General features: G+C 63.7%; 20 protein-coding genes and 1 pseudogene. 11 read left to right on the top strand and 10 right to left on the bottom strand.

All coding sequences use genetic code 11. From position 1 onward, the window contains the following. Positions 1–36: 36 nt before the first annotated feature. The gene (locus ABIB00_RS13165) at positions 37–954 is read right to left on the bottom strand and encodes a LysR substrate-binding domain-containing protein (protein ID WP_354104629.1); all 918 of its coding nucleotides are present in this window, start codon (positions 952–954) and stop codon (positions 37–39) included. Positions 955–1,109: 155 nt separating this feature from the next. On the opposite strand from ABIB00_RS13165, the gene ABIB00_RS13160 reads away from it, so the two are divergent. Together ABIB00_RS13160 and ABIB00_RS13155 are read left to right on the top strand one after the other, a co-directional pair. Further along, on the top strand, positions 1,110–2,408 hold the full coding sequence (locus ABIB00_RS13160; RefSeq protein ID WP_354104628.1) for a D-galactonate transporter: 1,299 nt from the start codon (positions 1,110–1,112) through the stop codon (positions 2,406–2,408). Between the two features lie 20 nt (positions 2,409–2,428). Then, a complete protein-coding gene (locus ABIB00_RS13155) occupies positions 2,429–3,502 on the top strand; it encodes a tartrate dehydrogenase (RefSeq protein ID WP_247442470.1) in 1,074 nt (357 codons plus the stop codon). Positions 3,503–3,694: 192 nt separating this feature from the next. Here ABIB00_RS13155 and ABIB00_RS13150 read toward each other — a convergent pair whose 3' ends face one another. Then, positions 3,695–4,627 (bottom strand): LysM peptidoglycan-binding domain-containing protein, encoded by a 933-nt coding sequence (locus ABIB00_RS13150; RefSeq protein ID WP_354104627.1) that lies wholly within the window; start codon positions 4,625–4,627, stop codon positions 3,695–3,697. Between the two features lie 142 nt (positions 4,628–4,769). Continuing rightward, positions 4,770–5,234 (bottom strand): MarR family winged helix-turn-helix transcriptional regulator, encoded by a 465-nt coding sequence (locus ABIB00_RS13145; protein WP_354104626.1) that lies wholly within the window; start codon positions 5,232–5,234, stop codon positions 4,770–4,772. A 117-nt stretch (positions 5,235–5,351) separates the two neighbouring features. Here ABIB00_RS13145 and ABIB00_RS13140 point away from each other — a divergent pair, with 117 nt between their 5' ends. Both ABIB00_RS13140 and ABIB00_RS13135 read left to right on the top strand, forming a co-directional pair. Continuing rightward, positions 5,352–6,563: an ABC transporter substrate-binding protein gene (locus ABIB00_RS13140; RefSeq protein ID WP_354104625.1), complete on the top strand. Its 1,212-nt coding sequence runs from the start codon at positions 5,352–5,354 to the stop codon at positions 6,561–6,563. A gap of 16 nt (positions 6,564–6,579) precedes the next feature. Then, positions 6,580–7,758, top strand: coding sequence for a cytochrome P450 (locus ABIB00_RS13135; protein ID WP_354104624.1), 1,179 nt, complete (start codon positions 6,580–6,582; stop codon positions 7,756–7,758). On the opposite strand, the pseudogene ABIB00_RS13130 reads toward ABIB00_RS13135, so the two are convergent. The 4 genes and pseudogenes from ABIB00_RS13130 to ABIB00_RS13110 all read right to left on the bottom strand — a co-directional run. Beyond that, a pseudogene (locus ABIB00_RS13130) lies at positions 7,755–7,880 on the bottom strand (efflux transporter periplasmic adaptor subunit); the annotation flags it as partial. The gene ABIB00_RS13135 and the pseudogene ABIB00_RS13130 overlap by 4 nt on opposite strands. Positions 7,881–8,215: 335 nt before the next feature. Then, entirely contained in the window at positions 8,216–10,057 is a 1,842-nt protein-coding gene (locus ABIB00_RS13120; protein WP_354104623.1) for an arylsulfatase, read from the bottom strand. 32 nt (positions 10,058–10,089) lie between these two features. Further along, on the bottom strand, positions 10,090–11,079 hold the full coding sequence (locus ABIB00_RS13115) for a formylglycine-generating enzyme family protein (RefSeq protein ID WP_502917807.1): 990 nt from the start codon (positions 11,077–11,079) through the stop codon (positions 10,090–10,092). Positions 11,080–11,104: 25 nt separating this feature from the next. After that, entirely contained in the window at positions 11,105–11,590 is a 486-nt protein-coding gene (locus ABIB00_RS13110) for a hypothetical protein (protein ID WP_354104622.1), read from the bottom strand. A gap of 418 nt (positions 11,591–12,008) precedes the next feature. Between ABIB00_RS13110 and ABIB00_RS13105 the strand changes: the two genes are divergently transcribed. After that, positions 12,009–12,128: a hypothetical protein gene (locus tag ABIB00_RS13105; RefSeq protein ID WP_354104770.1), complete on the top strand. Its 120-nt coding sequence runs from the start codon at positions 12,009–12,011 to the stop codon at positions 12,126–12,128. Beyond that, a complete protein-coding gene (locus ABIB00_RS13100) occupies positions 12,091–12,294 on the top strand; it encodes a hypothetical protein (RefSeq protein WP_354049342.1) in 204 nt (67 codons plus the stop codon). Before ABIB00_RS13105 ends, ABIB00_RS13100 begins: the two co-directional genes overlap by 38 nt. A gap of 251 nt (positions 12,295–12,545) precedes the next feature. Here the strand turns inward: ABIB00_RS13100 and ABIB00_RS13095 are convergent, their stop codons facing one another. Further along, positions 12,546–13,262 (bottom strand): hypothetical protein, encoded by a 717-nt coding sequence (locus tag ABIB00_RS13095; RefSeq protein ID WP_247347676.1) that lies wholly within the window; start codon positions 13,260–13,262, stop codon positions 12,546–12,548. A 286-nt stretch (positions 13,263–13,548) separates the two neighbouring features. On the opposite strand from ABIB00_RS13095, the gene ABIB00_RS13090 reads away from it, so the two are divergent. Together ABIB00_RS13090 and ABIB00_RS13085 are read left to right on the top strand one after the other, a co-directional pair. Further along, entirely contained in the window at positions 13,549–14,472 is a 924-nt protein-coding gene (locus ABIB00_RS13090) for an ABC transporter ATP-binding protein (RefSeq protein WP_247347679.1), read from the top strand. Further along, positions 14,469–15,230: an ABC transporter permease gene (locus ABIB00_RS13085; protein ID WP_354104621.1), complete on the top strand. Its 762-nt coding sequence runs from the start codon at positions 14,469–14,471 to the stop codon at positions 15,228–15,230. The genes ABIB00_RS13090 and ABIB00_RS13085 overlap by 4 nt, the downstream gene beginning before the upstream one ends. Before the next feature lie 46 nt (positions 15,231–15,276). Here the strand turns inward: ABIB00_RS13085 and ABIB00_RS13080 are convergent, their stop codons facing one another. Next, positions 15,277–15,600: a hypothetical protein gene (locus tag ABIB00_RS13080; protein ID WP_354104769.1), complete on the bottom strand. Its 324-nt coding sequence runs from the start codon at positions 15,598–15,600 to the stop codon at positions 15,277–15,279. Between the two features lie 315 nt (positions 15,601–15,915). On the opposite strand from ABIB00_RS13080, the gene ABIB00_RS13075 reads away from it, so the two are divergent. Further along, complete coding sequence (locus ABIB00_RS13075; RefSeq protein WP_354104620.1) at positions 15,916–16,698, top strand: L,D-transpeptidase; 783 nt, start codon at positions 15,916–15,918, stop codon at positions 16,696–16,698. 2 nt (positions 16,699–16,700) lie between these two features. Here the strand turns inward: ABIB00_RS13075 and ABIB00_RS13070 are convergent, their stop codons facing one another. Continuing rightward, on the bottom strand, positions 16,701–17,471 hold the full coding sequence (locus ABIB00_RS13070) for a hypothetical protein (RefSeq protein ID WP_354104619.1): 771 nt from the start codon (positions 17,469–17,471) through the stop codon (positions 16,701–16,703). 315 nt (positions 17,472–17,786) lie between these two features. Here ABIB00_RS13070 and ABIB00_RS13065 point away from each other — a divergent pair, with 315 nt between their 5' ends. Next, on the top strand, positions 17,787–18,041 hold the full coding sequence (locus ABIB00_RS13065) for an acyl carrier protein (RefSeq protein ID WP_247347689.1): 255 nt from the start codon (positions 17,787–17,789) through the stop codon (positions 18,039–18,041). A gap of 26 nt (positions 18,042–18,067) precedes the next feature. After that, on the top strand, positions 18,068–19,768 hold the full coding sequence (locus ABIB00_RS13060) for a fatty acyl-AMP ligase (RefSeq protein WP_354104618.1): 1,701 nt from the start codon (positions 18,068–18,070) through the stop codon (positions 19,766–19,768).

Below are 19,768 nucleotides of genomic sequence, written 5' to 3'. Positions count from 1 at the left end.
CGCATCCACCCTCTCGCCAGCCGATGTCATAGCCGCTCAGGCGTCGCGCGCATAGCTGCGCAGGCGCGTCTCGAGCACCGACAGCATCGCGTCGCGGGCCGGGTCGCGCGAGCCGCGCAGCCATACGGCAGCGAGCGGCAGCCGGCCGACGGGACCGATCTGCTTGGGCCGCAGCGGCACGAAGCGCACGCCTGATACCGCCATCCGCGTAGTCCAGCGCGGCACGATCGCAACCCCGAGCTTCGTTGCGACGAGATTGATGATGGTCTGCTTCTCGTCGGCGACCTGCACGATGCGCGGCGTCAATCCGGCCTGCTCGAACAGTTTTATCGTGAGGTCGTGGCTGTGCGGCCGCGAGCGGCGATCCGGCACCAGCATCGCCTCGTCGGCGATCTGGGACAGCGTGATCGCCTTGCGTTCGGCGAGCGCGTGGCGCTGCGGGAACGCCACGATGGCTGTCTCCTGCAGGAGATCGCGGAATTCGAGCCGCTTGTCCCGCTGATGGGGGGGACGCACGAAGGCGAGATCGAGCGCGCCGGTCAAAATCTTTGGCAGCAGCCGCACCGTCTTGTCCTCGAGAAGCTGCACCGCGACCTCCGGATGCTTTGCGCGAAAATCGCGGAGTAACGCCGGCAAAAGTCCTGCTGCGGCACTGTCGATAGCACCGACCCGGAGTTTTCGAGCAGCCCCCGCGCGCGAGCGATTGCGCAGATTGCTCTCGACCGCCTCGACGCGGGCGAGGATGGCACGGGCATCGCGCAGCAGAGTCGCGCCATCTTCCGTCAGCGACACCGCACGCGTCGTCCGCGCGAATAGCCGCGTGCCCAGATCCTCCTCAAGCAGCCTGATCTGGCGGCCGAGCGCGGAAGGCAGCATCTGGAGATGCTGCGCCGCGCGGCCGAAATGCAACTGCTCGGCCGCCGCCGCGAAGCATCGAAGCTGATGCAATTCCATTCCCTATCCTCTCGTCCCGCTCCCGGAGACGATTATATCATTTTTTTGTATAAACCAGCGCCAATTGAGTCCCGGGCCTTCCTCCGCCTAGGCTCCTTGTCGGCATGGACCACCGGGTCTGCCGATAACGAGAAAAACGGGACAGGGGGGCTGGGATGGCGAGCGAGATTCAGACGCGCGTGCTGCGCAAGATCACATGGCGCATCGTTCCGTTCATCATGCTGCTCTACTTCGTGGCCTTCATCGACCGCGTCAATATCGGCTTCGCTTCGCTGACGATGAACAAGGACATCGGCCTGTCGCCGACCGTCTACGGTTTTGGCGCCGGCATCTTCTTCTGGGGCTACTTCCTGTTCGAGGTGCCCTCCAACATCATCCTGCACAAGGTCGGCGCGCGGATCTGGATCGCGCGGGTGATGGTCACCTGGGGCATCGTCTCGGCCGCGATGGCCTTCGTACAGGGGCCGACCAGCTTCTATGTGCTTCGCTTCCTGCTCGGCGTCGCCGAGGCCGGGTTCTTTCCCGGCATCATCCTCTATCTCTCCTACTGGTTTCCGGCGCGCCAGCGTGCCGCGGTGACCGCGCTGTTCATGGCGGCGGCGCCGCTCTCGACCGTGCTGGGCTCGCCAGTCTCCGGTGCGCTCCTGGAGATGGACGGAATGCTCGGCTTCAAGGGCTGGCAATGGCTGTTCGTGCTGGAAGCGTTTCCGGCCGTGCTGCTCGGCTTCGTCGTGCTGGCATTCCTCACCGACCGCCCGGAGAAAGCCAAATGGCTCGCGGATGACGAGCGGCGCTGGCTGGTCGAGACCATGAACGTAGAGAGCACCAGCAAGGCTGCGACCTCGAAGCATAGCATCTGGCGCGGGCTCGCCGATCCGCGCGTGCTGGCGCTGGCGCTGATCTATTTCGGCACTTCGGCCGGCCTCTACACGCTCGGCGTCTGGGCGCCGCAGATCATCAAGCAGTTCGGCCTGTCCACGCTCCAGGTCGGGTTCCTCAATGCGTTGCCGGCGAGCGCCGCCGTCGTCGCCATGGTGCTGTGGGCGCGGCATTCGGACCGCACAGGCGAACGCACCTGGCACGTCGTGCTGGCCTGCCTGCTCGCGGCCGCGGGGCTTGCGTTTGCCGGACTTGCGACCGGCGTCGTGACCGTGCTGGTCGCGCTGACACTCGTCAATATCGGCATCTCCTCGGCAAAACCGCCGCTCTGGAGCATGCCGACGCTGTTCCTGTCGGGCCCTGCGGCCGCAGCCGGCATCGCCACCATCAACTCGATCGGCAATCTCGGCGGCTTCGTCGGTCCCGCCATGATCGGTTGGATCAAGGACCAGACCGGCAGTTTCGTCGGCGGGCTCTACTTCGTCGCCGGCCTGCTCGTTCTCTCCGCGGTCCTGACCCTGCTATTGTCGCGCGTGAAGACCGCGCCCGTCGAACCCGTCACACAATCCCATTGATATCTGAAACGGAGCACCCCATGCGCACCCATTCGATTGCAGCGATCCCCGCCGACGGCATCGGCCCCGAAGTCATCTCCGCCGGCGTTCGCGTGCTGGAGGCGCTGGCCAAACGCAGCGGCGATCTCGCCTTCAACATCAAAACCTTCGACTGGGGCTCGGACTATTACAAGAAGCACGGCCTGATGATGCCGGCTGACGGCCTTGCCGAGCTCAAGAAATTCGACGCGATCTATTTCGGCGCGGTCGGCGCGCCCGACGTGCCCGATCACATCACGCTGTGGGGCCTGCGGCTGCCGATCTGCCAGGGCTTTGACCAATACGCCAATGTGCGGCCGACCAAGATCTTGCCGGGCGTCGCCTCGCCGCTGCGCAATGTCGGCGTCGGCGATCTCGACTGGGTGATCGTGCGCGAGAATTCGGAGGGCGAGTATGCCGGCATGGGCGGCCGCGCCCACAGGGGTCTCCCCGAGGAGGTCGGCACCGAGGTCGCGGTGTTCACCCGAGTCGGCGTGACGCGGATCATGCGCTACGCGTTCAAGCTCGCGCAGTCGCGGCCGCGCAAATTCCTGACGGTCGTGACCAAGTCGAACGCTCAGCGGCACGGCATGGTGATGTGGGACGAGATCGCCGCCGAGGTCGCGGCCGAATTCCCTGATGTCACGTGGGACAAGATGCTGGTCGACGCCATGACCGTGCGCATGACGCTGCATCCCAAGAGCCTCGACACCATCGTGGCGACCAACCTGCACGCCGACATCCTCTCCGACCTCGCCGGCGCGCTGGCCGGCAGCCTCGGCGTGGCGCCGACCGGCAACATCGATCCGGAGCGCCGCTTCCCCTCGATGTTCGAGCCGATCCACGGTTCGGCCTTCGACATCACCGGCAAGGGCATCGCCAACCCGGTCGCGACGTTCTGGACCGGCGCGCAGATGCTGGAGCATCTCGGCGAGAAGGACGCTGCAATTCGATTGATGGCGGCCGTCGAACGCGTCTGCGCGGCCGGCGTCCTGACGCCCGATGTCGGCGGCAAGGCGACGACACGGGAAGTGACCGACGCCGTGATCGACGCGATCCACGGATCGAACGCTTAAGATCGCAGCCTCTAATTGAGGTTAGTCTTGCGGCAGATTCGCTGCACTTCTCCCGCTTGCGGGGGAGGTCGACGCGCGAAGCGCGGCGGGTGAGGGCCCTCTCCTCTCGGGGGTTCTCGATCGCGGAGGCACCCTCTCCCCACCCCGCTCCCGCACGGGAGAGGGAGCGCACGTCGCGATGAAACCAGGCTTCTACCTCCGCCCAGCAGGCGGAGTTGCCATCGCCGCAGCCGGCGCGGGCGGCGCCAAATGGCGCGGGACGATGATGGACTGGCCGGGGGTGAGCTGTGCGTTCTCCGCCAGCGAATTGCTCTGCGCGAGCGACCACAGCGGCACGCGATTGGCTGCGGCGATACTCTCCATGGTGTCGCCCCGGCGCACCGGTAGACGCACGCCGCTATCCCACAATTCGACCAGCGTATTCGCAGGCACGAGATAACGCAGCGGCACGGCATCGAGTTGAGTCTGGGGCGGGATCCGCGGCAACTGCGTGACCATCTCGATGATCTGACGATGGATGTCGTCGGACTTCTCGATGTTGATGTGCGAGACCCGCGAATTCTCCTTCAGGTCGTAGCTCGCATAATGACCGCGATAGCCCGGCACGGCCACCACGTTGCCACCGCCGAGCACGCTGTCGGAGAGGAAGATGTTGATGAAGCGCTCGACATTGAGCGGCACGTCGCCGGTCGCATGCGCGGGATCGATGGTGATGACGAGGCTGATCGGGATGTTCTCCTTGGCCGCCATCTCGGAGATGACGATCGAGCACAGCCCCCCCATCGAATGCCCGATCAGCACGATCGGAGCCGGTGCCTCCTTGTAGCTGGAGATAGCGCGGTCACCGATCCATCGGCAGATGGTGAATTCATAGACGTTGGCCGAAAAGCCGGCCTGCGTCAGCTTCTCTTCGAGCCGGTCCATGCCGGTGGAGAAGAACGGCCCCATGGCGCCACGAAAGAGGTAGATTTTCGGCGGCGCCAATGGCTCGAACGGTGGGGGCGGTGGCGCGGCGGGTGCGGCCGGAATGGGCTTCGATTTGGCGGGTGAGGCAACGGCCATGCCGGGGCTTAGGGCGAGCAGCGCAACCGCTGCCAGCACGACTGGTCGCCTCAAATCCATCATCAGTCCAGCAGTCCCACCACGGGAGGCAGCAGCCTCCCCCGGGGGCTTAGTGACCACCGATTGGGTGGATTTTGGGGCACGGAACCGGCCCCTGCGGAAACTCGACCACGCGCCTCGCTTTTGCCGGGGGCCGTCCGCGAGCTTAAAGCGGCAGAATCCGGTTCAGCAACTCGAGCAAGGTGCGCTGCTCGGCCTCGTTGAGCGGAGCTAGCATCTTCTGGTTATAGGGCTCCGTCAGCCTTGTCGCCTCGTGGATGAGCTTTGCGCCCTTCGGCGTGAGCATGAGCTCGACGGCACGGCGATCCGACTTCGAGCGATTGCGCTTGATGAAACCCGAAGATTCGAGCTCGTTCAGGATCTTGATCAAATTGGGCAGGCGTAACCGGAGCAGGCTTGCAAGACTGCTCGGCGGGACACCAGGATTGTCGCGAATGACGGCGAAGATCGCATAGGTCGCGGGCGTCACGCCCAATGCGGCGAACTCTTCGTAGAAGCCTTCGAAGAATTTCAGCTGCGCGAGCCGCAGCATGAAACCCGGTGTGCGCTGGAGCACCTGCAAATTCAACGATTTCTCCGGCTGCTGACCGGACTTCCCTGCGGGTTTCACGGGCTCATGATCCTCGAAACGCGGCGGCCAAAAATCCGCCGAATTGACTCTCCCAAAAATAGATATAAAATATAACTATTATTCAGCGGCACCAAGACCGCCCACGGGAGGGAGACAATGAACAGCAAATTCCTGCATAAATTGTGCATTTCGGCCTTGATGCTGGCTGCGGCAACGCCTGCGTTGGCTCAGGACGCGGTGAAGATCGGCATCCTGAACGACCAGTCGGGGCCGTTCGCGAGCTATCAAGGCATAGGCTCGGTCGTCGCTGCCAAAATGGCGGTGGAGGATTTTGGCGGAAAGGCTGGCGGCAAGCCCGTCGAGGTCGTTGCGGCGGATCACCAGAACAAGACAGATATCGGGATCGGCATCGCGCGGCGCTGGTACGAGAACGACGGCGTCGATGCGATCTTCGACATCCCGAACTCGTCGATCGCGCTCGCGGTGGCCGGCATGAGCGCCGAGAAGAACAAGGTCTTCGTCGGATCGGGCGCTGGCACGGTGCTGCTGACCGGCGAAAAATGCACGCCGACCACCGTGCACTGGACCTACGACACCTATGCCTACGGGCGCGGCCTCGGCAAGGCGGTCGTCCAGCAGGGCGGCAAGAAGTGGTTCTTCATCACCGCCGACTACGCCTTCGGTCATGATCTGGAGAAACAGGCGGCGGAGGCCGTCAAAGCATCCGGCGGCGAGGTGCTCGGCAGTGTCCGGCATCCGCTGGGAACGGCCGACTACGCCTCTTTCCTGCTCCAGGCCCAGGCTTCGGGTGCGAACGTCGTCGGCTTCGCCAATGCCGGTGACGATACCATCACGTCGATGAAGCAGGCCGCCGAGTTCGGTCTGACCAAGGACCACAAGCTGGTCGGATTGATCCTGGGCATGAACGGGCTTCCCGCGCTCGGGCTGAAGTTTGCGCAAGGCGCGCAAATCATGAATCCGTTCTACTGGGATCTGAACGACGGCACGCGGGCTTTCGCCAAGCGGTTCGCCGAACGCATTCCGTCGAAGGCCTATCCGAACGACATGCAGGCCGGCGTCTACGCCTCGGTGATTCACTATCTCAAGGCGGTCGACAAGGTCGGCAGTGCCAAGGACGGCAAGGCGGTGGTGGCGGCGATGAAGGAGATGCCGACCGACGATCCGCTGTTCGGCAAGGGTTACATCCGCAAGGACGGCCGCAAGATCCACCCGCTCTATCTGCTCCAGGTCAAGGCGCCGGAAGAGTCGACATCGACCTGGGATCTGCTGAAGGTCGTCGCCACCATCAAGGGTGAGGACGCGTTCCGCCCCGAGAGCGGAGGCCAGTGTCCACTGACCAAGCAATAGTGGGCGGGAGCTGACCATGAGCGGCATTGCATCAAGTCCGGCCGACCCGTTTGCGCCAGATTTCCTGATGAACCCCTATCGTGCCTATGAGGCGCTGCGCGCGCTCGGGCCCGCGTTCGCATTGGAGCGCTACGGCGTGTGGGCCATGGCAGGCTATGCCGAAGTCGAGCCGGCCCTGAAGGACTGGAAGACGTTCATCAGCGGCGAGGGTGTCGGGCTGAACGGGATGAACCCGGCCCTGCCAAAGCCGCTGACGCTCCAGATCGATCCTCCCGACCACGACAAGGGCCGCCGCGTCCTCGGCCGCACCCTGTCCCCGGGGATCGCGCGGCGCCTGCGCGAAACGTTTCAGCAGGAGGCGGAGAAGAAGGTTTCGGAGCTGATCGACAGAGGCATGTTTGATGCCGTCACCGATCTCGCCGAAGCCTACCCGATGAAGGTGTTTCCGGATGCGATCGGCATCCGGCCGGACGGACGTGACAAGCTGCTGGCCTGGAGCACGTTCGTGTTCGACAGCTTTGGCCCGGAGAACGAGACGCTGGCAGCGTCACGACAAGCGGGGCTCGCGGCGCAGAGCTGGATCATGGAATGTTGCGCGCGAAACGCGTTGCGGCCGGACGGGCTCGGCATGATGATCTACCAGGCCGCTGACGACGGCGAGATCAGCGAGTACGAGGCAACCCATCTGGTGCGACCGTTCCTCACCGCCGGGATCGACACCACCGTCAACGGCATCGGCAATACCCTGCTCGCACTCGCCTCTCACCCGGACGAGTATCGCAAGCTGCACCACAAACCGGAGCTGGCCCGCAACGCGTTCGAGGAAGGGCTGCGTTATGATTCGCCGGTGCAGACGTTCTTTCGCACCACCTCGCGCGATGTCGAGATCGGCGGCGGCGTGATCCCCGCACACCGCAAGGTGCTGCTGTTCATGGCCTCCGCCAATCGCGACCCCGCGCGCTGGGACAGACCAGACCGCTTCGACGTCGAACGGCTCGCGACCGGGCATGTCGGTTTCGGCGCCGGCATCCACGCCTGCGTCGGCCAGATGATCGCACGTCTGGAGGGCGAATTGATCTTCAGCGAGCTCGCAAGGCGCGTGAAGACCATCGAGCTCACGGCAGAGCCGAGGCGCAGACTTAATAATTCCCTGCGTGGGCTTGAGAGTATGCCCGTGCGGGTGACGGCCGCCTAGAACGGATTGACGTAATTGGTGATCGCAATCTGGCGCAGCAGCACCTTGCGGATGATATGCGCCAGCTTAACGTGTTCGGTATGAATCGCCGCATCGCCGGTGCTGCCGGCCGGCAGTGCTGCGCAGTCGCTTCGTCGAGCGGTCCAGAGCGTGCCGTCATTGTCGAAAGTCGCGATGCGCTGCTCGACGGGGATAAGTCGCCGCCGCCTTGCGTCGCGACGCGCGTGACGAAATCGGTAATGGACCTTTTGACCGCGCCGTCGTTCCAGGACGGCAGCGGATCAGACTGGGCGAGCGCGAGAGGGGCCGCGACGACGACCAGCCACGCCACGAACAAGGCTTGCCGGACGCCAACACGGAGCAACGCAAACATTGAATCGTCCAGTCGAATTCGAGGCCACGCAAAACGAAGTCATCCGGCCCGCCTGTGGGCGAGCCGGATTCGATGCAGCGTCGCTTATTTTATCCCGCGCTGCTGAAGCTGCTGCTCGATGAGCTGATTCACGCCCGAGCGGATCTTGTCGATGCTCTGCGCCCGTTGACCGGCCTTCGCCCTGTTGTCCTTGATGTCGTCGAGTTGCTCCTCGAGGATCGTTGCCGGCACGAAACTCGGCGGGAACGAGCGTGGCGGAAACTCCTTGAACGTCATTACAAAGGCGCCGACGTCGTCCATGGCACCATAGACCTGTCCGACGTGGTTCAACTGCCAGTCCCAGAAGGTGTTGGACGTGATATCGGCGCGTTCAAATGGATCCTGCAACAGATTGAAAATCTTCTGCAGGCGCAGTTTGGTGAACGGTTCCGCCCACACCTGCATAGTGCCCGGAGATCGCTGTTCGGCGTAGACGTACTTGTAGTCGCCCTTGCGCAGCGCCACCAGCAGGCCGTCGTCGTCCGCATAGAAGAACTTGTCGCGCGCGCTCTTGGTCCCGTTGTTGTTTCCGGCGGTACCGCTGACACCGCGCAGGAAAGCGGTCTGGTCGAACCCGTCGAGGTGCACTTTGTAATTGACGCCGTTGGCGGTGTAACCGGCCTTGAGTTTGTTGACGATATCGGGCTCGCCGGCGGCCGCGCAAAGCGTGGGAATCCAGTCGTTGTGGCTCATCAACTCGTTGGTAACCGTGGCGGGCTTGATCACGCCGGGCCAGCGGACCAGACATGGCACCCGGAAGGCACCCTCCCAATTGGTGTTCTTCTCCGAACGGAACCAGGTCATGGCACCGTCCGGCCACGAGTTCATGTGGGGGCCGTTGTCGCTCGAATAGACGACGATGGTGTCGTTTGCGAGCCCCATGTCGTCCAGCGCCTTGAGCAAGCTACCCACGGTGTCGTCGTGCTCCAGCATGCCGTCGATGTACTCGCTGTCGCCGTGGGTGTAGCGGCCCCGGTGATCGGTGCGCACATGCGTGCGAAGATGCATGCGCGTTGCATTGAACCAGCAGAAAAACGGCTTGCCTGCCGTTTTCTGCCGATTGATGAAATCGATCGCTGCGGCCGAGGTTTCGTCGTCGATCGTTTCCATGCGCTTCTTGGTGAGCGCTCCGGTATCTTCGATGGTCTGCTTGCCGATCTTGCCGAAGCGCGGATCGACGGTGGGATCGTCGCGGTCGGTCGCCTTGCATTTTAGAACGCCCCGCGGGCCAAACTTGGCGAGGTAGGACGGTTCCTTCGGATAGTCCGGCAGTTCCGGCTCTTCCTCGGCGTTGAGATGGTAGAGATTGCCGAAAAACTCGTCGAAGCCGTTCACGGTCGGCAGCGACTCGTTGCGATCGCCGACGTGGTTCTTGCCGAACTGCCCGGTTACATAGCCGAGGTTCTTCAAGAGCCCGCCGATCGAGGGATCGAGCTGGCTCATGCCCATCGGGGCACCGGGAAAGCCGACCTTGGTCAGTCCGCTGCGGATGCCATGCTGGCCGGTCAGAAAGGCGGCGCGACCCGCCGTGCATGACTGCTCGCCATAGTAATGGAGAAACTTGATCCCCTCACGGCCGATACGATCGATGCTCGGCGTCTCGTAGCCCATCAGGCCATTCGAATAGGCGCTGATGTTCGCGACACCGACATCGTCGCCCCAGATCACCAGAATATTGGGTTTGCGGCCGGACGCCGGCGCAGCAGGCGCCGGTGCCGGAGCGGCCGGCGCGGCTTTCTGGGCTTGCGCCAAGGCACTGGAAGTCAGCGCCGCCGCTGCCACCAGGGTGGATGTTCCAAGCAGGATATTGCGACGATTGACGGCACGGCTACCGGTATCGTCGGTGACGCCTTCGCTATGGTTTTTATTCTTATCTTCGCTGGACATTTCAACTCTCCGCTGGTTGCACGACGGCAAAATCAACAGGTAGGTGAGCTCCTGACGACGCACCTGAACCCGAGGTGGCTGGTGGAGGTATCGATCGCCTCGGCATGCCGCGCCGCCGGGCGATAACGGCGGCAATAGTTTGGCGCGCACAGATGCGAACCGCCCTTGATCACCTTGCGCGGAATTTTGATATTCGGTTGGCTATGGTCGAAGCTCGCCTCTTCGCGACCGCCGCGCGGGTTTTCCGGAATGCAACACGACTTCGGCGCGTCGGCCTCGTGCTTCGGAGAATACCAATCGGCCGTCCATTCCCAGACGTTGCCGATCATGTCGTGGACACCGTAACCGTTCGACGGAAAAGCCGTCACCGGCGAGGTACGCTCGTAGCCGTCGGCGTTGAGGTTCTGTCCGGGAAATTCACCCTGCCAGGTGTTGGCCATATGTGCGCCGCCGGGCAGAAATTCGTCACCCCAGGCAAACTCGGCGCCGTCGAGACCGCCACGCGCGCAAAATTCCCATTCGGCCTCGGTCGGCAGATCCTTGCCCGCCCATTGCGCGTAGGCGAGCGCGTCGGAGAACGAGACATGCACGACCGGATGGTGATCGAGCACATTGATGTTGCTCTTCGGCCCATAGGGGTGGCGCCAGTCGGCGCCTTTCATGAAATCCCACCACTGGCTCCAGTCGCGCAAACTAGCCACCCGTGGCGGCGGCGAGAACACCAGCGAGCCGGCGTAGAGCATGTGCGGCAGCGCGCCGCGATAATCCTTCGGGTCGGGTGGAATCTCGGCAAACGTCCGGTGGCCAGTCGTCCTGATGAATTCCTTGAACTGGAGGTTCGTCACCGGTGTGCGGTCGATCCAGAAGCCATCCACCGTCACGCGGTGGACCGGCGCCTCTTCGGGATAATGATGGTTCGATCCCATACGGAACGTGCCGCCGGGAATCCGGACCATCTCATTGGTCCGGCTATCCTGCAACGGTCGTTCGTTCAGCCCGATCTCGGTACGCAGCAACGTCATGGCACCGGCTCCAGACGATGGCCCGCTACCGGCAGTAATCCCAGAAGCCCTGCGTGCGCGATGGGTCCGTGTAGTACCAGCACATGCCTGGAGCGGGAGCAGCGCCCGCCCAAGCAGCGGCCGTAGCGGCGGTTACAAAGCCGATCGCAGCGCCGGCAGCGATGGCTCCGCCCCTGGGCCAATAGTACCGACCGGGCCGTGCCCAGCGTACGCCGCCACCGGCATAGCCCGGACGCACTACGGCGCCCCGGCGCACCACGGTGCGGCTTGCCACGCCGCCGCGCGGCCCTACGACGGTGGTCCGGCGCACCGCGCCGCCACCGCGACGCACAACGACGTCGATGACAGAACTCTCCTGCTTGATCTGGTATCCCAGCACACCGGCTGGGCCGGCATTGATGGCGGAGGCCGTCGGCCCGGTGACCGCAAGGACCGTCAGGCCAAGAGCGATTGCTACGCTCGAACGGCGGATTACCGTTATTTTTACAAGACTTCTTACGACCGATCGCATTTCAGACGCCCTTCCATATTTCAGTCTTAAGTTGAACCACCGCGCGTATTGGCCGGTATCCTTTCCCAACGTCTTTTGGATTGCCATAGGTTTTCAGCGTAACAGAAGTCCGCGCGCATGTGATGTACGATTTGTGCCATTTTTTAGCACTCGCTCTAAAATTGAGATGTCGTTGTCGCGTCGGAATGTCGCATAGAAATAACCGGACTCCGATTTGCGATCATGCATTGCGCCTTGGGGAATCGAGGTAGGCAAATGCGACATCGTGTTACCGCCGCACTTGCGGTCGGCGCGCTGCCTTGCCTGAACGATGCACCGGCCAACGCGGCCGAAGGCGGCATCGGCGCCTACCTGATGGGATCGCGCTCGAACGGCGCCGGAGTGGGCAGTAACCAAATATCGCAGCAAGCAATTCACCATCGGCCTGGTCGGCTATTATTACCAGCAACTCACGCCCGATACCGGCACGGGCCGCGGGCCTTGGATCGTTCGAGGGACGGGTGGTCGCGCTCGGCGGCGCCATTGGCTACACGTTTGAAATCGGCAAGCTGCCGGTCTCGACGCGGCTCAAGGTCTTTCGCGAGTTCGACGCCGTCAACCATCTGGAGGGAACGGCGGGCTTCTTCACGGTGTCGTTGCCGCTCGCCATCGATGCCTCGGTTTCATCCGCCACCACGGGGAAAGCCATCAAGGCGAGGTTCTGAGGTCGGACAGAACCGATGGGGCAGTCCACACCGATACAAGTCCGCGGTCCGCGGCTCTCAGAGAAACATCGTGCAAATCGACTGCGGACGCATGCGCGGTCAACTCACCCACACCCGCACGCGACGAGCATCACGGCAGGTACGAAGGAGGCGCGTCGTTTGCGGTCATCTCGTTTTCGTCGGGCCGGTGGGCTTTCTTCAGCGAACGCGATTGTGTGACGTTCGCTCCGCTATCCAAAACAGCGATCCAGCTAGTTCCTGGCCGGAGCCATTGCCGCCGCCGACCGTGCCGGCCTGGGCCTGCCGGGCTCGGCAACCGGAGCAGGTGCGCGCGAGTGCATGATTGCGGCGTCGATCTCGGCAATCACGCGGCGCTGGATCGCCTCGTTCTTGTCGATCGAGATGTGGCCGACGCCGGACCCGCGGACGTCGACATTGTCGAGCTTGCCGCGGAAACCGTCCGCGCGCTTCACCGGTTCGCCGGGGCCGTCGCCGATGTAGATGTTGATGTAACGCTCCGCGCCGGTCGAGAGCTTGGTCTTGAACACGGAGTCGAGCCCGATCGCGAGCTTCACGGGAACGCCAAGACGGTTGAGCTTGGCGATCATGTCCGGCAGCGCGGTCGCGCCGGAGGAGTGCCCGACCAGCACGATGGTCTTGAGCCGCCCGGCCTTGTAGGCGATGGCGGCTTCATCCGCGAGCGAGGACCAGGACACAAAGTTCGAGACGGTCACCGGGATGCCCTGCGCCTGGAGCCGGGCGCCGATCGTATCGAGCCCGAGCGAGAAGATGTTGAGCACGCCGCGGAGCAGGTAGACATGCGTGGTCGCGGCCGCGGACTGGCTCGGAGCCGCGTGGGCGGTGGTCGGGCTCATGGCAACAGCTGACAGCAGGAGCAGGCTCATCGCCCACACACGGAGAGCAGACAACTGGCTGGTGCCGGCGGTGTGACGGCCGTTCGGTCTCATCGATCTTTTCCCCGGGGAATACGCTTCGCGATTGGCCGGAATCGTAGCCATGGCCTGCTCGCAGACGCAACAAAGAGCCGCGTGAACGACGATCTTAGCAGCAAGCCGTGACCATCGCGCAACACTTGCCCGAAACCTGCCACGGAAGGGCCTGCTTTGAGACCATCTTTCTCTCGGCAATTGCAGCCGGGCAAGGGCATTCCTATCTGAGGGCTCCGCTGACCGCCCTTCCCGGCTGGTTCCAGCCTCCCTCCCCAGCATTCAGCCCCTCAGACTTGCGGCCATCATGTCCTCCATCATTTCCGTCGCCAATTTGTCGAAGACCTATGGGTCCGGCTTCAAGGCGCTCAACAACGTCAATCTCGACATCAAGCCCGGCGAAATCTTCGCATTGCTCGGTCCCAACGGCGCCGGCAAGACCACGCTGATCTCGATCATCTGCGGCATCGCCAATCCGAGCGAAGGCAAGGTTCTGGTCGGCGGCGAGAACATCCAGACCTCCTATCGCAAGGCGCGCTCGCTGATCGGGCTGGTGCCGCAGGAATTGCATACCGACGCCTTCGAGAGCGTCTGGGCGACCGTGAGCTTCTCCCGCGGCCTGTTCGGCAAGCCGAAGAATCCTGCGCACATCGAGAAGGTTCTGAAAGACCTCTCGCTGTGGGACAAGAAGGACAGCAAGATCATCACGCTCTCCGGCGGTATGAAGCGCCGCGTGATGATCGCGAAAGCGCTGTCGCACGAGCCGCAGATCCTGTTCCTGGACGAGCCCACCGCCGGCGTCGACGTCGAGCTGCGCAAGGGCATGTGGGAAGTGGTGCGCACGCTTCAGCAATCCGGCGTCACCATCATCCTGACCACGCATTACATCGAGGAAGCCGAGGAGATGGCTGACCGCATCGGCGTCATCAACAAGGGTGAGATCGTGCTGGTCGAGGACAAGGCCACCTTGATGCAGAAGCTCGGCAAGAAGCGGCTGACGCTGCATCTGCAAGGCAAGCTCGATGCGCTGCCGGAGAGCCTTGGCCATTACGAGCTCGACCTCTGCGATGGCGGCGCGACGCTGGTCTACGACTACGACACCAAGGGCGAGCGTACCGGCATCACCAGCCTGCTCGGCGACCTCCGCACCGCCGGCATCCGCTTCAACGATCTCGACACGACCCAATCGTCGCTCGAGGACATCTTCGTCGACCTCGTGAGGGCGTCATGAACTACCGGGCTGTCCGCGCCATCTATCTGTTCGAAATGGCGCGCACCTGGCGCACGCTGCTGCAAAGCATCGTCTCGCCGGTGGTCTCGACCTCGCTGTATTTCGTGGTGTTCGGCGCCGCGATCGGCTCGCGCATCAGCCAGGTCGAGGGCGTCAGCTACGGCACCTTCATCGTGCCGGGCCTGATCATGCTCTCGGTGCTGACGCAGAGCATCGCCAACGCCTCGTTCGGCATCTACTTCCCGAAATTCACCGGCACGATCTACGAGATCCTGTCGGCGCCGATCTCCTATTTCGAGATCGTGCTCGGCTATGTCGGCGCGGCCGCGACCAAGTCGATCATCCTCGGCCTGATCATCCTCGCCACGGCCGGCCTGTTCGTGCCGCTGCACATCCATCATCCGGTCTGGATGCTGGCCTTCCTGGTGCTGACGGCGGTGACGTTCAGCCTGTTCGGTTTCATCATCGGCATCTGGGCCGACGGCTTCGAAAAGCTGCAGATGATCCCGATGCTGGTGGTGACGCCGCTGACGTTCCTCGGCGGCAGCTTCTATTCCATCGACATGCTGCCGCCCGCCTGGCACACGGTGGCGCTGCTCAATCCGGTCGTCTATCTGATCTCCGGCTTCCGCTGGAGCTTTTACGAGATCGCCGATGTCAGCGTGTCCGTCAGCGTCGGCATGACGACGGCGTTCCTGATAATCTGCCTGGTGGCGATCTGGTGGATTTTCCGGACGGGGTATCGGTTGAAGAATTGACCCTGGCCGTCATTCCGGGGCGCGCGCGCCTCGGAATCGCCAGCGGCTACCGATAGCAGTGGAAGCGGTTGTACCCGTCGTAATAGCCGCGGCAGCGTCGGTGGCCGCGATGGGGAATGCCGAACACACCCTCGACCGCGCCTACGGCACCGCCGACACCGGCGCCGACGACGCCTCCGACTGCACCGCCCACCGGGCCGGCAATACGATTGCCTTCATAGGAGCCTTCCTGGGCGCCGCGCACGATACCCTGGGCGTGGCCAGCTTGCGGCAGCGACAATAGCGCGAGGAGGATGGCGGCGGCTGCGAACAGCAGGCGGAGGGGCAGACCCGCCGGCGATGACGCGGCGGCGATGCGGGCTTTGTTCATCTTCAATCCCAAGGAAAACATAAAGGGTAACGGCGGCGGGCGCCGCCAGTCGAGCGTGGCCACAGTCAACGCACCGAGCGGCCAAATGGTTGCGCCTTTGTGACGAATTGTCGGCGTTGTGAACGCATCCCCGCTCGCGAAAATGTCAGCACCGCCGCTGGCTTTGCGGCACAAAGCGGCCTTGCTTACGCCGGGCGTCCCGTTAACGATGGGCGAGGCAGGCCGCTGGAACGAAAGCCGGATTGCAGGCATAGTGCACGCCGGGGACGGAGAGCCGCGGCGCCTAGCGTGAACAGGCCGGAGGCCAGAAGTCAGATGCGTTCGTTCTTTATTGTTTTCACCTCGCTGATGCTTTTGACCGCGGGCACCGCGCAGGCCAAGGTCGAGATCACCATCGACAAGGACAATCAGCAGATGACCGTCGCCGTCGACGGCGTCGCCCGCTATCACTGGCCGGTGTCGACAGGCATCCCCTCGCGCGAGACGCCAAACGGCGCGTTCCGCACCTTCCGCATGGAAGAGGATCACTACTCCAAGGAATTCGACGACGCGCCGATGCCGCACGCGATCTTCTTCACCAAGGTCGGGCATGCCATCCACGGCACGGACTCGGTCGGCCGGCTCGGCTCGCCCGCCTCCCACGGCTGCGTACGGCTGTCGCGCCAGAATGCCACGACGCTCTACGCGCTGGTGCAGCAGCAGGGCGTGCTCAACACCACGGTGACGCTGACAGGATCGGCGCAGGTGGCGCTCGCGCGCAATCCGCGCGGCCGCAACCCCACAGCGGTGGCCCGCGCGCCGCAACCGGCCGAAGAGCAGTACGCCACATCAGGCGATCCCGTGAACCTGACGCCGCCGGCCGCACCCGCCCGCCGCTACATGCCGCAGGACGACAACTACATCTATCCCGCCGACGGCAGCGACAACGGCGCGCGCTATCCCGCGCCGCGCGCGACGAGCCGCCCGCTCTACGACGCGCAGGTCTATCAGCAACAGCCGCAGCAATACTACAATCAGGGCAACAGCCAGCAGGGCAACTACTACCAGCCGCAGCCCCGGCAGGTTTATCAGCCGCGCGGCTATTACTACCAGAACTGACGCTATCTGAACGCGGCGTTGCCGCGCTCGACGATTTTTCGCGCCGCTTGGACGAAGGCACGGGCGACCGGCTCGAGGAGCTCGGGCCCGGTCGCGGCGAGATCGTCCGACGGCGTGTGGAAAGTCCGATGGCGGCCGGCCATGCCGAGGAAATTGGCGTAGCCCGCCGCGTGCACATCGCGCAGTTCGCCGACCGCCTGCTTCTCCGTCACCAGCCGTTTTGCGCCGACCTTGGCGAAGGCTTCATCAGTCAGCGCGACGGCGGATTTGCTCAGCACGAGATAACGCTCCTCCTCAGGCCGATCGGAGCGGGCGCCCTCCGCGAAGGCGTAGCAGGCGTTCGATGAGCCGAAGTGAATCCACGCCAGTGTTTCCTTCGGCGCCGGCGCTCCGTTCTTCAGGAACAGCTCCATGCCGCCATGGCCGATCTCATGGCCGATCTCATGGCCGGCTGTCGCGATGAAGACGACATGCGCCGGCCATTTTTCGACAGCGACCGTGCGCGCCAGCGCAAGGAAGTTGGCAATGCCGGGGCCACGTTCGCACACGCAGCCAAGCACGACGGGCTGGGATCTGACCTCGAATCCGGCGGCCTTGAGCTCGGCGGCGATCCACTCGCCGGTGGCGCGATCGCCGGGCGAACCGAACCGGTGCAGACCGAAGGACGCATAACGCGTCACGTCTTCATAGAGGCTCGCACCCGAAAGCACATCCTTGGCTGCCGCCTGCCCGGCCATAAGAACCGCCATGATCGCGATGAACATATGCCGCATGTGGGTTGCTCCCGGTGCCGATCATTTTTTCTTGGCGGCCAGTTTCGGCCCTCCGCGGCCGTCGTCAACCGCCCTCGCCGAATCAAATCACTGCCGCGCTGGATGGACGCAGGCAGGATCCGACAAGAACCGCGGGGACAGAAGCGCCTCGCAAACGAGCCCAAGCGCGGAAATCGCGCCAGCCTGTGCACGGATTGAGCACTCGGACGACGCAGGAAAGCAACAGTCCCCAACCTTCAACGCTGCGGCGTTCCGGCCAAATTGACAACCAGAAGGTCGCCCGTATTGTCATTCTGATTGTTTCTGGGACATGACATGACACGCGAGCAGATTTCGGATTTCTGCGTTACCGCCCTGGCGAATATCCTGCGAATTTCGAGGGACCGAGTTGACATCGGCACGAAATTCAATCGTCTCGGCCTCGATTCGGCGATGTTGGTCTACCTGATGATGGAACTCGAGGAGAAGCTCGACCTCGAACTGTCGACGGACGACTTTTACGATCATCCGACCGTTGAGGCCTTGTCGCGATTTCTCGCTGACAAGCGTGCAATCCGCCCCGCCGCCTGAGGGCGGCTGAAGTCGGCGCAATCCACATGGAAACCTTCCGCTCGCTGGTGGCACTGCTGGCCCGGCGTGCGGCGGAGCAGGCCGACGACCGTGCCTATGTCTTCGTCTCCGATCGCGGGACGGAGGAAGCTGTGCTCACCTTCCGCCAGCTGCATGACTCCGCATCCACGCTTGCGTCGCGCCTGACCGCGGCCGCACGGCCCGGTGACCGCGCCATCCTGGTGTTTCCGCCGGGCATCGAATTCATGGTGGCGTTCTTCGGCTGCCTGATGGCCGGCATCATCGCCGTGCCGATGATGATGCCGCGGCGAAACAGCGCGCGCGATGCCAGCGCCGCCATTCTCGCCAATTGCACGCCGGCGCTGGCCCTGACCAATTCGGCCGTCGCGCTCCGTGGTGAACTGAGAGCACGCTTCGCGCAGGAGAACATTCGCTGGATCGAAGTCGATCTCGCCGTGGCCGACGGTGAGACATTCGAACTTCCCGAGCCGGCGTCTGACGACACCGCCTTCCTGCAATATACCTCCGGCTCTACCTCCGAGCCCAAAGGCGTGATGGTGAGCCACGCCAATCTGCTCGCCAATCTCGAGATGATCCGGATCGCGCTCGGCAACACCCGGCAATCGACTTACGTCAATTGGGTGCCGCTCTATCACGACATGGGGCTGATCCTGAACGCGCTGCAAGCACTCTATGTCGGCGCGACCTGCGTGCTGATGGCGCCGAACGCGTTCATGCAGCGGCCGCTCGGCTGGCTGCGCGCGATCTCGCACTATCGCGCGGAAGTCGCGTGCAGCCCGAACTTCGGCTTCGACCTCTGCGTCAACCGCTTCCGCGCCGATCAGATGGAGGGCATCGAGCTGTCCTCGCTCAGGATCGCGCTGAACGGCGCAGAGCCGGTGCATGCGGGAACCATCGAACGGTTTATCCAGACATTTGCGCCGCACGGCTTCGATCCGCGCGCGATGTATCCCGCCTACGGCATGGCGGAAGCGACGCTCCTGATTTCCGGCGGACACCGCGGCGGCGGTCATGTCACACGCAGCGTGAGCCGCACGGCGCTTCAGGCGCACGCGGCGGAGACGCCTTCCGATGCGGAAGACACGCAAGTCGCCGTCGGCTGCGGGCGCGCACTCACCGGCGAGCGGATCGCCATCGTGAACGCGGACGACCGCACACGCCAGCCCGCCGACCGCGTCGGTGAGATATGGGTGAATGGCGCCAATATTGCCCGCGCCTATTGGCGCAACGACGAGGCGACGCGCGAGGGGCTCAATGCGCAGATTGCCGGCGAAGGCGGGCCGTGGCTGCGCACAGGCGACCTCGGCTTCGTCGACGTCACAGGCGAACTGTTCGTCACGGGTCGGATCAAGGACCTCATCATCATCCGCGGCATCAACCATTATCCGCAGGATGTCGAGCGCACGGTGCAATCGCTCGACGGAGCTTTGCGCGAAAACTGCGGCGCGGCGTTCTCGGTGCAGGACGAGAGCGGCGAAGAGACGCTCGTCATCGTCCAGGAGATCGAGCGCACCGCGCGCCACACGATCGACACCGAAGCGATCAAGGGCCTGATCCGCGAGGCTGTCGCCGACCACCATGAGCTCTCCGCGCGCCACATCGCGCTGATCCGTCCCGGCGCGCTGCCGAAGACCACCAGCGGCAAGATCCAGCGCAAGCTGGCGCGCAGGCTCTGGCTCGACGGTGGCTTCGAGGGGATTGGCTGA

The sequence above is a fragment of the Bradyrhizobium sp. LB14.3 genome, assembly GCF_040547985.1.
Classification (GTDB): Bacteria; Pseudomonadota; Alphaproteobacteria; order Rhizobiales; family Xanthobacteraceae; genus Bradyrhizobium.
Note: the sequence above shows the minus strand (reverse complement) of the source record. Positions and strands in the feature narration are given on the sequence as shown.